The organism is Chryseobacterium sp. SN22, assembly GCF_008329705.1.
Lineage (GTDB): Bacteria > Bacteroidota > Bacteroidia > Flavobacteriales > Weeksellaceae > Chryseobacterium.
Map to the genome: position 1 here is coordinate 57562 of NZ_VTSX01000026.1, position 12699 is coordinate 70260.

Annotated in this window: 11 protein-coding genes; 2 read left to right on the forward strand and 9 right to left on the reverse strand. The window is 39.9% G+C overall.

Annotated features, from left to right (window positions below; translation table 11 throughout):
• Positions 1 to 59: 59 nt before the first annotated feature.
• The 7 genes from FY557_RS16645 to folE form a co-directional block, all read right to left on the reverse strand.
• The gene (locus tag FY557_RS16645; RefSeq protein ID WP_149248372.1) at positions 60 to 569 is read right to left on the reverse strand and encodes a ferritin; all 510 of its coding nucleotides are present in this window, start codon (positions 567 to 569) and stop codon (positions 60 to 62) included.
• Between the two features lie 129 nt (positions 570 to 698).
• Positions 699 to 1160 (reverse strand): hypothetical protein, encoded by a 462-nt coding sequence (locus FY557_RS16650; protein WP_149248373.1) that lies wholly within the window; start codon positions 1158 to 1160, stop codon positions 699 to 701.
• A 176-nt stretch (positions 1161 to 1336) separates the two neighbouring features.
• Positions 1337 to 2362, reverse strand: a complete 1026-nt coding sequence (locus tag FY557_RS16655) for a hypothetical protein (RefSeq protein WP_149248374.1) — start codon at positions 2360 to 2362, stop codon at positions 1337 to 1339.
• A gap of 136 nt (positions 2363 to 2498) precedes the next feature.
• Positions 2499 to 5150 (reverse strand): 4-alpha-glucanotransferase, encoded by a 2652-nt coding sequence (locus FY557_RS16660; protein ID WP_149248375.1) that lies wholly within the window; start codon positions 5148 to 5150, stop codon positions 2499 to 2501.
• Between the two features lie 127 nt (positions 5151 to 5277).
• Positions 5278 to 6444, reverse strand: a complete 1167-nt coding sequence (locus FY557_RS16665; RefSeq protein WP_149248376.1) for a T9SS type A sorting domain-containing protein — start codon at positions 6442 to 6444, stop codon at positions 5278 to 5280.
• A 368-nt stretch (positions 6445 to 6812) separates the two neighbouring features.
• Positions 6813 to 8279 carry a cysteine--tRNA ligase gene (gene cysS / locus FY557_RS16670; RefSeq protein WP_149248377.1) on the reverse strand — a complete coding sequence of 489 codons (1467 nt, stop codon included), beginning with the start codon at positions 8277 to 8279 and terminating at the stop codon, positions 6813 to 6815.
• Between the two features lie 203 nt (positions 8280 to 8482).
• Positions 8483 to 9148, reverse strand: a complete 666-nt coding sequence (folE, locus tag FY557_RS16675; RefSeq protein WP_149248378.1) for a GTP cyclohydrolase I FolE — start codon at positions 9146 to 9148, stop codon at positions 8483 to 8485.
• A gap of 97 nt (positions 9149 to 9245) precedes the next feature.
• Between folE and FY557_RS16680 the strand changes: the two genes are divergently transcribed.
• Positions 9246 to 10400: a hypothetical protein gene (locus tag FY557_RS16680; protein WP_149248379.1), complete on the forward strand. Its 1155-nt coding sequence runs from the start codon at positions 9246 to 9248 to the stop codon at positions 10398 to 10400.
• Positions 10401 to 10423: 23 nt separating this feature from the next.
• Complete coding sequence (locus FY557_RS16685) at positions 10424 to 10912, forward strand: hypothetical protein (protein WP_149248380.1); 489 nt, start codon at positions 10424 to 10426, stop codon at positions 10910 to 10912.
• A 61-nt stretch (positions 10913 to 10973) separates the two neighbouring features.
• Here the strand turns inward: FY557_RS16685 and metF are convergent, their stop codons facing one another.
• Both metF and FY557_RS20170 read right to left on the reverse strand, forming a co-directional pair.
• Positions 10974 to 11933, reverse strand: coding sequence for a methylenetetrahydrofolate reductase [NAD(P)H] (gene metF / locus FY557_RS16690; RefSeq protein ID WP_149248381.1), 960 nt, complete (start codon positions 11931 to 11933; stop codon positions 10974 to 10976).
• 17 nt (positions 11934 to 11950) lie between these two features.
• Positions 11951 to 12699 (reverse strand): hypothetical protein (locus FY557_RS20170; protein ID WP_185151752.1); only part of this gene is annotated, 749 nt, incomplete at its 5' end.

The window sequence follows — 12699 nt, forward strand, 5'->3', positions numbered from 1 at the left end:
AAATTAAGCATAATAAAAGTGGACTTTTTTAAGCCCACTTTTATCTGTATTTTAAATAATTACGCCGTAGCATCCGGAGTGAAAACCCGTTGCGCCAGTTCCTGATCGAAAAGATACAGCGCGGAAGGATTGTCGCTGACCATTTTTATTTTGGTTACCAGCTGTGAAGCGCTCGCTTCCTCTTCCACCTGCTCGTTGATGAACCACTGAAGGAAAGAAGTGGTGGCAAAATCGCCTTCGTCATTGGCATTCTTTACAATGTTGAAAATACTTTTGGTAACCACTTTTTCGTGGGCTAATGCTTTTTCAAAGATGTCGATGGCATTCGCAAATTCATGCGGCGGCTTCGGGATTTCTCCGATGATGATTTCTCCGCCTACATCATTTAAATAGTCAAACATCTTATCTGCATGCATCAGTTCTTCCTTGCTTTGTACTCTGAAATAATTGGCAATTCCGTCAAGGTCTTTTCCGGAAAACCATGCAGACATTGAAAGATAATATTGTGCCGCATACTGTTCGTGGGCTATCTGTTCATTAATTAATCCTGCAATTTTTTCGCTTACCATAAGTCATAAATTTACTGCCAAAATTAGGGAATAAAACCCCGAAATCAAAGGTTTTACCTAAAATTAATAAAAAGAGCGGAATACATTCCGCTCTCACACACATTAAAAAAAACACAAATTATAAACTACTTAGTTTGCTTGCGGAGCCGTATTCATCGGCTTATGCATTCTCGGCCCCTTCATTCCTTTTTCTTTCATTGCCATTCTTCTCTGCTCCATTTTTGCTTTTCGGTCAGCCTGCCATTTATCATACTGTTGTGGAGTAAGAATCTGCTTCATTTCCGCATCCCTCTGTGCCCTCTTGGCTTTCATCTGCTCCATTCTTGCCTGTCTTTCGCCTTTGTTTTTTTCAAACTCAGCTTTCATTTCCGCTTTCTTCCGATCCTGAAGTGCCCTGATCTTATCTACCTGACCCTGGTTCAGGTTTAAATCTTTCTGCATCTGGGCCAGATGCTCCTGCTCTCTCTGCTGGAATTTTTCTTTCATCTCTGCCCTTTTGGCCTGTCTTTCCTGAGAAGTCGGAGCTGTTTGCTGAGCCATTGCGAAACTTCCTATTCCGATAAATGCTATTGCTAAAACTAACTTTTTCATATTCTTAAATCTTTAATTATTTCTTTTATATCTTTTTGATTATCCGTTAAATTAAAAGTTAAAACCAAAAATTCATAATTAATGTTAAATTTAAATATTAATTATTCAAATAAATTAAATAAAAAGAGCAGATCCTAAAATCTGCCCTCACACCACTTAAATATAATATATGAAATTTAATTTTTTGCAAATCCGTTTCGGAAGCCGCCGTTTCCTCTGCTTTCTCCACCTCCTCTGTTTTGTTGCTGGGGCTGGCTTTCACTTCTCCTGAAACCACCATCATTTCTGAAACTGCCTCCATTATTCTCTCGTCTCGGAGCTTCTTCCCTTCTGCCTTCTCCGCCTCTGAAACCGCCTCCGCGATTACCGCCGTTGTTTTCAATTCTTTCGGTACGTTCTGTGCGGAATCCTCCGTTGCCTCTCATTCCGTCAGCTTTCATTCCTCCGTTGTTTCCGTTTCCTCTGAAGCCGCCATTATTTCTGATTCCCGGATTATCATTTCTGAAAACCGGATTTCTGTTTTCATTCTGATTGCGGAATCCGCCGTTGCCATCTCTTACTCCACCTCTGAATCCGTTATTCGGTCGGTCACTTCCTCTCACAATATTGAACGTCGGGTTATCCATTCTTCGGAATCTTGCCCGGTCTACCCTGTAGATATTGATGTTTACATTCCGGTAACGGGGCATCGGCCTGCAGATCGCTCCGTAATGAGTCCTCCTGTAATTCTGGAAATACACCACCGGGCTGCACCCTCTGTAGTAATTATTCTGGAATACAACGAAAACCCTAGGCCCCATGATTCTCTGCAAGGCATAGAACCGGTCGTAATACCATCGGTCCGGATTGTAGCGGTAGAAATTATTCCAGGTACTGAAATTCCCGTACAGGTTGTTCAATCTCATGATCTGGTCTACCTGCCAGCGGTTGAGCCTGTTCTGAGCAAAGAAAATATTCCAGTCGATATTGATGATGCTGCTCCTGTAATCATTATAATTGGTCATATAGTAATCTTGCGGATAATAATCCTGCGGATAATCGTAATAATAATCATCAGGGAAATAATTCTGATCATCCTGATCACTGTAATATCCTCCGTCATTGTCATAATAGCCATCATCGTTCCAGCCATTATTGGGATACTGTTGAGCAAACGACAATGTCGCAATACCCAAAGCAAAACCGATCAATATTTTTTTCATTTCTATAGTCGTTAATTGGTTAATATAGCAGAATTCTTAATTCTATCTTTTTGATATAAATAAAAAAAAGAAGTTAAATCATATGATAAAACTTCTTTTAATTTATTATTAACTATTTGATAATCAAATATTAAATTTACAATCTTCCGCTATCTTTTACCCAATAGGCTATTTTAGCATTAAAATCGGGCTGATTTTTCAAGTCTTCCAGATTAAGGTGCATCCTGTATCTCCAGTAATGCGGAAACACGGCAGGATTGTTGATCCGCTCGTTATCCGTTTTCGGATTTACCAGCTGTTGATCGGTAGCCAGAAATTCCTGGATCGGGAAAATAGCCAGCATGGCATTGTTATAAAGATGCTGCTTCATGATGATTTCCGCCAGATAAGTATCGAGTTCTTCAGGCGCTTTCCCATATTGTCCCAGCTGCTGATTGAAATATTGCTGTATTAAATCCGGATTTTCTTTCCACCATTGTCGTAATGTAGAGCTGTCATGAGAAGAAGCTGTTACCACATTCAGGTATCCTGCATTTTTCGGATTATAGAAAGGAATGTTGTCGGAAGGCATCCGCTGAACTTTTAAAGCCACAATCGCCAGCTCATCCATCACTTCCGGAACACAATCCGGCACAAGGCCCAGATCTTCTCCGCAGATCAGCATTTTTGTTGCATTCAGGATGACAGGAAGTTTTTCCATAGCTTTTTCCTTCCACAGAGGGTCCTGCCTTTTGAAAAAATAATCATTGTACAGATCATAGATTGCTTTCTTTTCCCAATCTGACAGATGATGATAGGAATCGGTATGGAACACATTAAACCTCGGATGATAGGCCACCTGACCGTCTCGCTCTTCCACTAAGAACAGAACATTGGCACAAAGAGAGATCAGCTGTTCTTCGATCGGGCTTCCAGGGTTTCTTTTAAAGAAATCAGATAATTTCCTCTGGGTATCGAATTCTTCTTTAAAGGAATAGGTACCGTCATGATTGTTGCTGATAAACTCCAGGGCTTTTCCGTTATTCTCTCCGAAATAATTCCACAGAATCTGATCATTGATAAACGGCTTGCAGTACCTGTCGAAATTAAACGGAATATGGCGCGCATCAAGTTCGTCCAGCGTCACCGGAACAGCAGGATAAAAATAGCCCAGAATTCCCTGAGTAGCCGAAACCGGCATTCTCCAGATTCTGAAAAAACCCAGAATATGGTCGATCCTCATGGCATCGAAATACTGCTCTAAGGCCTTAAACCTGTTTTTCCACCATTGGTAATCGTCCGCTTTCATGGCTTCCCAATTGTACGTCGGGAATTCCCAGTTCTGCCCAAGTTCCGTAAACTGATCCGGCGGTGCACCGGCCTGGAAATCCATCCCGAAAAGTTCGGGTTCTGTCCAGGCTTCTACGGAATGCCTGTAAATCCCGATCGGCAAATCCCCTTTTACGGAAATTCCCAAACCATGGGTATAATCAATAGCCTCTTTTAATTGCCTATGAAGCTGGTACTGCACCCAGGCATGCAGCATGGAAGCATCGTAATCCTTACTTTTTGCCGTAAAGAAAGCGGATACTTTTCCTGCAATATATTTTTTGTGGGTTTTCCACTCGTTAAAGTTAGGTGTTCTGTATTTATCCCTCAGCACACAGAAAGCTGCGTATGGTATCAGCCAGTTTTCATTGTCTTTGATGAACTTTTTGAAGTTCCGGTCTTTGTAAATTTTTTCTTTATCTTCATAAAAAACAGCTTTCAGGTATTTCCATTTTCCTGAAATCATTTTTTCATAATCGATGAGTTCCAGTGCATTCAGCTCAGCTTTCTCCGTGCGGTATTCTTCCAACAGATGTTCCGGCAGTTTAAAATCCAGATGTTCCAGTGAAATATACTGTGGATGCAGAGCATATACTGAAACGGCAGCGTAAGGATAAGAATCCGTCCAGGAATAATTGGCGGTGGTATCATTGATCGGGAGGATCTGGATAATCCCGAGCCCGGTTTCATTCGACCAGTCTGCCAGTTTCTTCAGGTCGGAAAATTCACCGACCCCAAATCCGTCTTCCGTCCTCAGAGCGAAAATCGGAACCGCAACCCCTGCATCGTGATACATCTGGTAAAGCTTGAATTTAAAATAATGATCGGAGACGATGTGCAGAACATCTTTCTGCTGATTGGGTACGGCAAACCGGTTTTCGCCGCTCTCCACATCCATCACTTTTCCTTCAGCACTGTTGTAAAGCGCATATTTGTACTGGATGGATTCGTTCTCCTGAATTTCAAGCGAAGTTTCCCACACGCCGAAATCGGTCTGAGCAAGATGAATTACTTTATTGTAATCCCAATTCCCCAATGAAGCCGTACTTCCCAGCAGAACAATTTTCCAATCCTGATGATATAACGGGGCTTCTATCCTGAACAAATGCGTGTGCTTTTTCAGAACCGAAATTCTTTCGGGCTTAAATGTATTGAGCTTGTTGTAAAGAATTTTATTGTTTAAATAATTTTCCGGAAAATTTTTATTGTTCCATTCGTCGGAAATGACAAATTCTTTGTAGTTGTGCGGAAAATTCAGCCGGTGCGGAATAAACTCTTCCCGGAGTATTTTTCCCCTGTCGTCCACCAGCCGGTATTGATAGGTAATCATTCTGGAAAAATAATCCACTTCGCATTTCCACCATCCATTTTCCCCGTAAAACATAGGATGAATCTGCTGTACTGCAACTTCATCATTGATCACCAATTGCAGCTGCTCTCCGATTTTTGTGTTGTAACCTACATTAAAATATAGCTTCATTTATATCTTTTTTATAAAAATACGTTATAATACTGAGAAAGAAGTCTTTTGAATATCAAATATTCATTAAAAAAACCTTTCCAAAAAGGATTGAAAAGGTTTTTAAATTTTTATCTATACGCAAAGATTATTCCGAAACCAGAATTTTCTTATTCAATAAAATTTTTCCTGAGTCGTCGGTAATATTTATGAGATAAGCTCCGCTGACCAGATTTTTAAGATAAACCTGCTGATTAAGAGAGCCGTCTTTTACCGATAGGTTTTGCTTCATCACATTTTTTCCGGAAAGGTCAAAAACATTCAGCCTGATATTTCCTTTTACAGATTTATCATTTACGTTTACATTTATCAGATGGTCATCCACTCTTGTAGGATAGATATCAAGATTGGCAAAAACCGTATTTGAAACCGCTTTATCGTTGGCGAAATATTTACTGGCCAGGTCATAAATATGCATATTCTGTTCGCCTCCCAGCGGTTTCGCCTGTAAAGTATTTAGATCTACTTCATGTAAAGGAGCGCCTTTAGCACTGGCAATCACCACCTTTCCCTTTGAATTAACAGCAGAACCGTTCACGGAATAACTATCGGGAATCCCGGAGATTTTTCCGACAAATTTTGCCTTCAGTTCTTTCGTCGAAACTTTGAATACATTTCCTGAAGCTGAAAAGATGTAGAAGTTGTTATCCGCATCCGCAATCATATCCCCGCCAAATCCGGTTTCAATGGTTGTAAAAGAATTTTTGCCGTTAGACGCATCATCTTTAATAATCCCCAAGTCGTTTACTACATACCGGTTTCCTTTTCTGCTGATCTGCAGAAACTGGGTACCCGCATTGTTAACCGCATAAATATTTCCGTCGTAGCCGGTCGCCATCCTCGTAAAATGCGAATTGATGTCACATGAAGTTACTCTTGCCACACTGTTTTCCACCAAGGTAATTTCTTTAGTCCTGGCATTTAAAACATAGATGTTTGAAGAAAACATCGGCATATACACCAGGTTATTGTTGTACGGATCATACGCCAGCGTTGCAATATTTACGGCCTGGGCATTATTCAAGGAATTTCTATCTTCAGTAACAGAGGTGTTTCTGCTTTGTGAGAACACAGTCGACTGCGAATCCGACGTAAAGATCTTTTCGCCGGAAACGGCATTCGCTCCGTCAATAGCACGGAAATCACTGAATACGATATTTGGGGTGTCTTTTCCGGTTAAAGCAAAGAAATCCTGCTGGGCAAAGGCATTTGCCCCGGTAAATAACAGGAATAAAGGGAGTAAATGTTTTTTCATAGTGTCTGAATTTAATGTTTAATGATTTTATTATGACTAAGTTACATAATTTTGGGATTGATTTGAAAAAAAATTAAGATTGAGGCTAAGGTTAGGATTCAGATTTTATAGAACGTAATCCCGAAGTAGAAATCGGATCAATAGGTTGGAAGAAGTGCGCTGGATTCTGGAAATTTCTCTTGTCAACATAACGATTAACAGAAATCCTATTTAAAACCTGAATCACCAAACTGAATTCCAATCTTTCATTTATATAAACAACTGAAAATAAATAAAATCGATTTCACATTATAAGATACATCCGAATTATAAGCACAAAAAAACTCCCACAATCACTGTGAGAGTTTATATCTGAATATTTTTTACATTTAATTCAATACGTAGGAAGTTCCGTCCCTTCCGTCTTTCAATTCGATGCCTTCTGCCAATAGCTTGTCACGGATCTGGTCGGAAAGTTCGAAATTTTTGGATTTCCTGGCCTGGTTTCTAAGTTCTATTAAAACCTGTAAGGTCTGATCCAGCTTTTCATTATTGTTTTCCTCAATAGTCTGAAGTCCCAATACGTCGAAAATAAAAGCATTAAGCGTGGCTTTTAATTCCCCTAAATCTTTCGTTGAAATGGTTTCCTTGCCGTCATTCAAAGCAAAAATATATTTCACTGCTTCAAACAGATGCGCAATCAGCACCGGAGAATTGAAATCGTCCGTAAGTGCATCATAAGCTTTGTTTTTCCATTCTTCCAAACTGAATCCTGATGGTTTTTCATCATTCGGAACAATTGAGTTCAGCACTTTAACAGCTTCCATCAATCGGATAAACCCTTTTTCACTGGCCAGCATCGCGTCATTGGAAATATCCAGCACACTTCGGTAATGGGCCTGCAGGAAGCAGAAACGCACGATTGACGGATGGAATGCCTTTTCAAAGAAATCGTTTTCCCCGGTTACCAGCTGCATAGGCAGAATGTAGTTTCCGGTAGATTTGCTCATCCGTTGGGAGTTCATGGTCAGCATGTTGGCATGCATCCAGTAATTTACCGGAGCGGCGTCATTGCATGCTTTTCCTTGTGCGATTTCACATTCGTGGTGCGGGAATTTAAGGTCCATTCCGCCTCCGTGGATATCAAAAGTTTCACCTAAATATTTTGTACTCATGGCCGTACATTCCAGGTGCCACCCCGGGAAACCTTCGCCCCACGGTGAATTCCACCGCATGATGTGTGCCGGGGAAGCTTTTTTCCAAAGGGCAAAATCCTGCGGGTTTTTCTTTTCGCCCTGCCCGTCCAGATCGCGGGTGTTGGCAAAAAGCTCTTCAATATTTCTTTTGGACAGTTCTCCGTAGTTAAGCCCTCTTTTGTTGTATTCCAACACATCGAAATAGACGGATCCGTTGCTTTCGTAAGCAAATCCTTTTTCGATTAATTTCTGGGTCAGTTCGATCTGCTCTACAATGTGGCCGGTCGCTGTAGGTTCGATGTTCGGAGGCAACAGGTTGAAAAGATCCAGGACTTTATGAAAATCGACGGTATACTTCTGTACGATTTCCATGGGCTCCAGTTTTTCCAGACGGGTTTGCTTTACAAAACGGTCGTTGTTTACATCTCCGTCATCGGTAAGGTGTCCGGCATCGGTAATGTTTCTTACGTATCTTACTTTATAGCCGAGATGCATCAGGCTTCTGTAGATAAAGTCGAAGGACAGGAAGGTTCTCACATTTCCCAAATGCACATTGCTGTAAACGGTCGGTCCACAGACATACATTCCGACATTTCCTTCTAAAATAGGTTTAAATATTTCTTTTTCGCCTGCAAGCGAGTTGTATATTTTTAATTGCATGATTATATTCAAAGTTCTGGGTTTAAAATTTTAAAGTTGTTCCACAGGTAATCAGCTACAACAAATAATGGTTGTAATGAAAATTTTGTGTAAAACTTTTTTAAATTTTATCATGATTAACTTTAATGTTTTTACTTTAAAAGACCTTTCCTGAAGATATTTTGGAGTTCATATTTAATATTGTTAAAATACTCCACTTTCATTTAATCCAATTTCGCATGGCTTCCTACATAATGCAGGAATTCCTGTCTGGTAATCGGATTGGTCCTGAAAATTCCGCTCAGTTCCGCCGTAATGGTAGAGCTTGCCGTATCTTTTATTCCCCGGCAGTTTACACAAAGGTGCTTGGCATCGATGATACAGGCGACATCTTTCGTTCCCAGCGCTTCTTTCAGAGCGTCTACGATCTGCATTGTCAACCTCTCCTGAACCTGCGGTCTTTTCGCATAATAATCCACAATCCTGTTGATCTTCGAAAGCCCGATCACTTCACCGTTTGAAATGTAGGCTACGTGTGCCCTTCCGATAATCGGCAAAAAGTGGTGTTCACAGAACGAATATACGGTAATATCTTTTTCCACCAGCATCTGGCGGTATTTATATTTGTTCGAAAAAGTGGAAATTCCCGGTTTGTTTTCCGGCAGAAGCCCTCCGAAAATTTCATTCACATACATTTTGGCCACCCGTCTCGGCGAATCTTTTAAAGAATCATCCGTCATATCCATGCCCAGGGTTTGCATGATTTCCCCGAAAAGTTCCGTAATTTTTTCGATTTTTTCTTCCGGCGATTTATCAAAAGCATCTTCTCTTATGGGTGTATGTTCTTTTCCCGTGAAAATATCATCATCGTTATCCGTAAAATCAACCATTTTTATTTAATTTGCACAAAAATACGGATAAAATCTGTTCGTCATATTTAATTTGGCTGAAAAACATTATCTTTCACCTACATCATCTTTTTACATCATGATTACCGCTGAAGAAGTACAAAACGACTCCCAGAAAAAGGAATTTTTAGAGTTTCCGGCAAGGCTTTACAAGAACGACAAAAACTACATCAGACCGCGGAATATCGATATTGAGGATATTTTTAATCCTGAAAAAAACAAGACTTTTAAAACCGGAGAATGTACCCGTTTTCTATTCAGAAATAAACAGCTGGAAACGGTCGGGAAAGTAGCGGTTTTCATCAGTACTACCTATCAGCAGAAACAGCCCACCGGAGGAATCGGATTTTTCGATTGCATCGATGATCAGGAAACAGCAGATTTTATTTTTGACTACTGTAAAGACTGGTTGCAGAAAAGAGGGATGGAAGCGATGGACGGACCAATCAACTTCGGGGAACGGGACAAATTCTGGGGACTTGTGATCGAAGGATTTATCGAACCGCTGTACGGAATGAATTATAATTTCCCTTATTACAAAGATCTTTTTGAAAACTACGGCTTTAAAATTTACTTTGAACAGCTCTGTTTTTCCAGACCGATTTTCGCTGAAGTTTCAAGGGTGTTTACGGTAATGCACGCTAAACACAGCAAGAATTCGGACCTTTCCGCACGGCCGATGACGAAGAACCACCTGGAGAAATTTGCACGGGATTTTACTGAAATTTACAATAAAGCCTGGGCTTCCCACGGCGAAGGAAAGCAGATGGAAGAATCCAAGGTGCTGAAGATGTTTAAAATGATGAAACCCATCATCAACGAGCATATTTCATGGTTTGTCTATGAAAAAGAAAAACCTGTGGCAATGTGGATGAATCTGCCGGATACAAACCAATGGTTCAAATACCTCAACGGAAAATTCGGGCTATGGGAAAAGCTGAAATTTCTCTGGATTAAAAAGTTCAGGAAAAATGAGAAAATGATTGGTCTTGTTTTTGGTGTGGTTCCGGAGTGGCAAAGAAAGGGCCTTGAAGGATACATGATCTGGGAAGGAACACAGCATCTCAGGAAGCATACCGATTTTAAAATTACAGAGATGCAGTGGATCGGTGATTTTAATCCCAAAATGATAAAAATTGCAGAGAATCTCGATACGACGGTAACAAGAAAACTGGCAACTTACCGATACCTGTTCGACCGGACGAAGGATTTTGAAAGGCACCCTGAATTGTAATGTAAAACTTAAACCTTACACGAATGACCTCGATCATTGCTTTAATTATTATTTTACTGCTTTTTCTTTTATCGATTCCGGCGATTATTTTTCTGATTGCTTACCTCGCAGCGAGAAGCCGGAAAAAGAAACAAAACCTGCTCCTGCAGGAAATCGGAACTCCGGAATATTATGCCTTTGTACGCTATAATAGGGGAAATGCCCAGAACGAATTTTTCAAGATCAAAGCTTTCCAGGGCAGTGGCATAATTTATATAGAAGGGAGCCATATTCATTTTATAGACACTCTTCACCAGCATCCCCACATATTTCCTTTGCAGGAAAGCATTCTCAAATGGGAAGATATTAACATTGTCAACGGACTTTTAAAATGGTTTTCGGTACAGGATCAGGAAGCAAAGTATTATTTCAACATCGAAAGCGGAATGTTTATTTTTAATCTGGATTCTTCAAAACCGACCACCCAAAGTGTTTTTGAAAGACTGCTGCAGTATCAGAACGAAATCCGGTAAACTACACAAAAAGAAAACCCTGCGCTTTCGGCAGGGCTTTCTTGAGATTCACTTCACTTTATTAGAATAGCGCCCCGGCTACTTTTTTAATATTATCGCTTTTTCCCATGGAATAAAAGTGCAGCACCGGAACGCCGAAATCCAGCAATTCCCGGCATTGGGCAATGGCCCATTCGATACCGATCTGCTTAACGGCTTCGTTGTTTTTGGCATGTTCCACTTCATTGATCAGCTCTTCCGGCAAATCAATTTTAAAAATCTGGGGCAGAACTTTTAAATGTTTTTTGGTCGCAATCGGTTTAATTCCCGGAATAATCGGCACGGTGATTCCCATTTCACGTGCTTTTTTTACAAACTCGATGAATTTCTTATTGTCAAAAAACATTTGGGTCACAATATAATCTGCTCCGGCATCTACCTTTTGCTTCAGCCATTTCAGGTCATAATTCATCGAAGGGGCTTCCATGTGTTTTTCGGGATAACCTGCAACGCCTATGCAGAATTTGTTGTGCTCTTCACATTCTTTTTCTTCATTGTGCAGATATTTACCTCTCCCAAGATTATTGATCTGGTGTACCAGATCCATGGCACTGGCATGTCCGCCGGCGGTCGGTTCAAAGTACTGGTGCCCTTTCATCGCATCGCCTCTCAGCGCCATTACATTGTCGATTCCCAGATACATACAGTCGACCAGGAGATATTCGGTTTCTTCTTTGGTAAATCCGCCACACAATAAATGCGGAACAGTATCTACATTATATTTATGCTGAATCGCCGCACAGATCCCGAGAGTTCCGGGACGCATCCTGGTAATCCGCCGTTCCATCAACCCGTTTCCCTTGTCGATGTAAATGTATTCTTCCCTGGAAGTCGTTACATCAATAAAAGGCGGCTTGAATTCCATCAGCGGATCAATGTTCTTATAAAGGTCTTCGATTCCGATTCCTTTCTGGGGTGGCACCACTTCAAGGGAAAATAAGGTTTTTCCGTTTGCGTTTTTTATATGGTCGGTGATTTTCATGAATAGTATGTTAGTAATTATTTTACCCAATTAAAAATAATATTGAATGGATTAGAATAAAAATATCGATAGATATTAAATCCTCCATAAGGCATTCCTCCGAATACGAATAAAATGCCAATAGCAGGAAGTGCCACTTTATCATATATTCTTAAAATGAAATTACAGATAGAAAAAGTAATATTTTCTATAGGAATTTTATCTTTTAATAGAAACATAGTGAACAACAAAATAACGTTTGGTATATAAAACCAACGTCCAAAATCCGAGGCAACAAAACAAAGGGCAACAGATGGTAAAATTTGAAGGGCAGATATCATTAGGAGTGCTATGAAATGCCTACGTGCATATAAATAGACTCCAAGAGTTACAAAGATGAAATTGACTATAAAAAGCACTATCAAGCCTAAGAAATTATGGGATTCTTTAATAGTAGCAAAAATCAATCTCGGCTTGCCATCAAATAATCCTGAATTAAAAATTACATGTTGTAAATAAGGGCTGTGAGGCTTCCAGGAATCGTAAATAATTTGAATATTATTTGATATCCCATTAAATTTCAACATAACCAATAGAAACACGATTATTGAAGGAGACAAAACAGTACAAAAACGCTTTATTTTCTCAAGAAAATTTCCTTTAGAAAGATAAAATAAATGAATTAATAAAAGGGGTATAAATAGAAATATAAATGTTTCTTCGTGAATTAAAATCCCCATAGAAAGCACAATATTAAAAAGCCACTTATTTTTAAGGTTAATAAAGA

Coding starts and splice junctions, on each gene's coding strand:
- FY557_RS16645 (WP_149248372.1), bottom strand. CDS start 569: ATGGTAAGCGAAAAAATTGCAGGATTAATTAATGAACAGATAGCCCAC.
- FY557_RS16650 (WP_149248373.1), bottom strand. CDS start 1,160: ATGAAAAAGTTAGTTTTAGCAATAGCATTTATCGGAATAGGAAGTTTC.
- FY557_RS16655 (WP_149248374.1), bottom strand. CDS start 2,362: ATGAAAAAAATATTGATCGGTTTTGCTTTGGGTATTGCGACATTGTCG.
- FY557_RS16660 (WP_149248375.1), bottom strand. CDS start 5,150: ATGAAGCTATATTTTAATGTAGGTTACAACACAAAAATCGGAGAGCAG.
- FY557_RS16665 (WP_149248376.1), bottom strand. CDS start 6,444: ATGAAAAAACATTTACTCCCTTTATTCCTGTTATTTACCGGGGCAAAT.
- cysS (WP_149248377.1), bottom strand. CDS start 8,279: ATGCAATTAAAAATATACAACTCGCTTGCAGGCGAAAAAGAAATATTT.
- folE (WP_149248378.1), bottom strand. CDS start 9,148: ATGGTTGATTTTACGGATAACGATGATGATATTTTCACGGGAAAAGAA.
- FY557_RS16680 (WP_149248379.1), top strand. CDS start 9,246: ATGATTACCGCTGAAGAAGTACAAAACGACTCCCAGAAAAAGGAATTT.
- FY557_RS16685 (WP_149248380.1), top strand. CDS start 10,424: ATGACCTCGATCATTGCTTTAATTATTATTTTACTGCTTTTTCTTTTA.
- metF (WP_149248381.1), bottom strand. CDS start 11,933: ATGAAAATCACCGACCATATAAAAAACGCAAACGGAAAAACCTTATTT.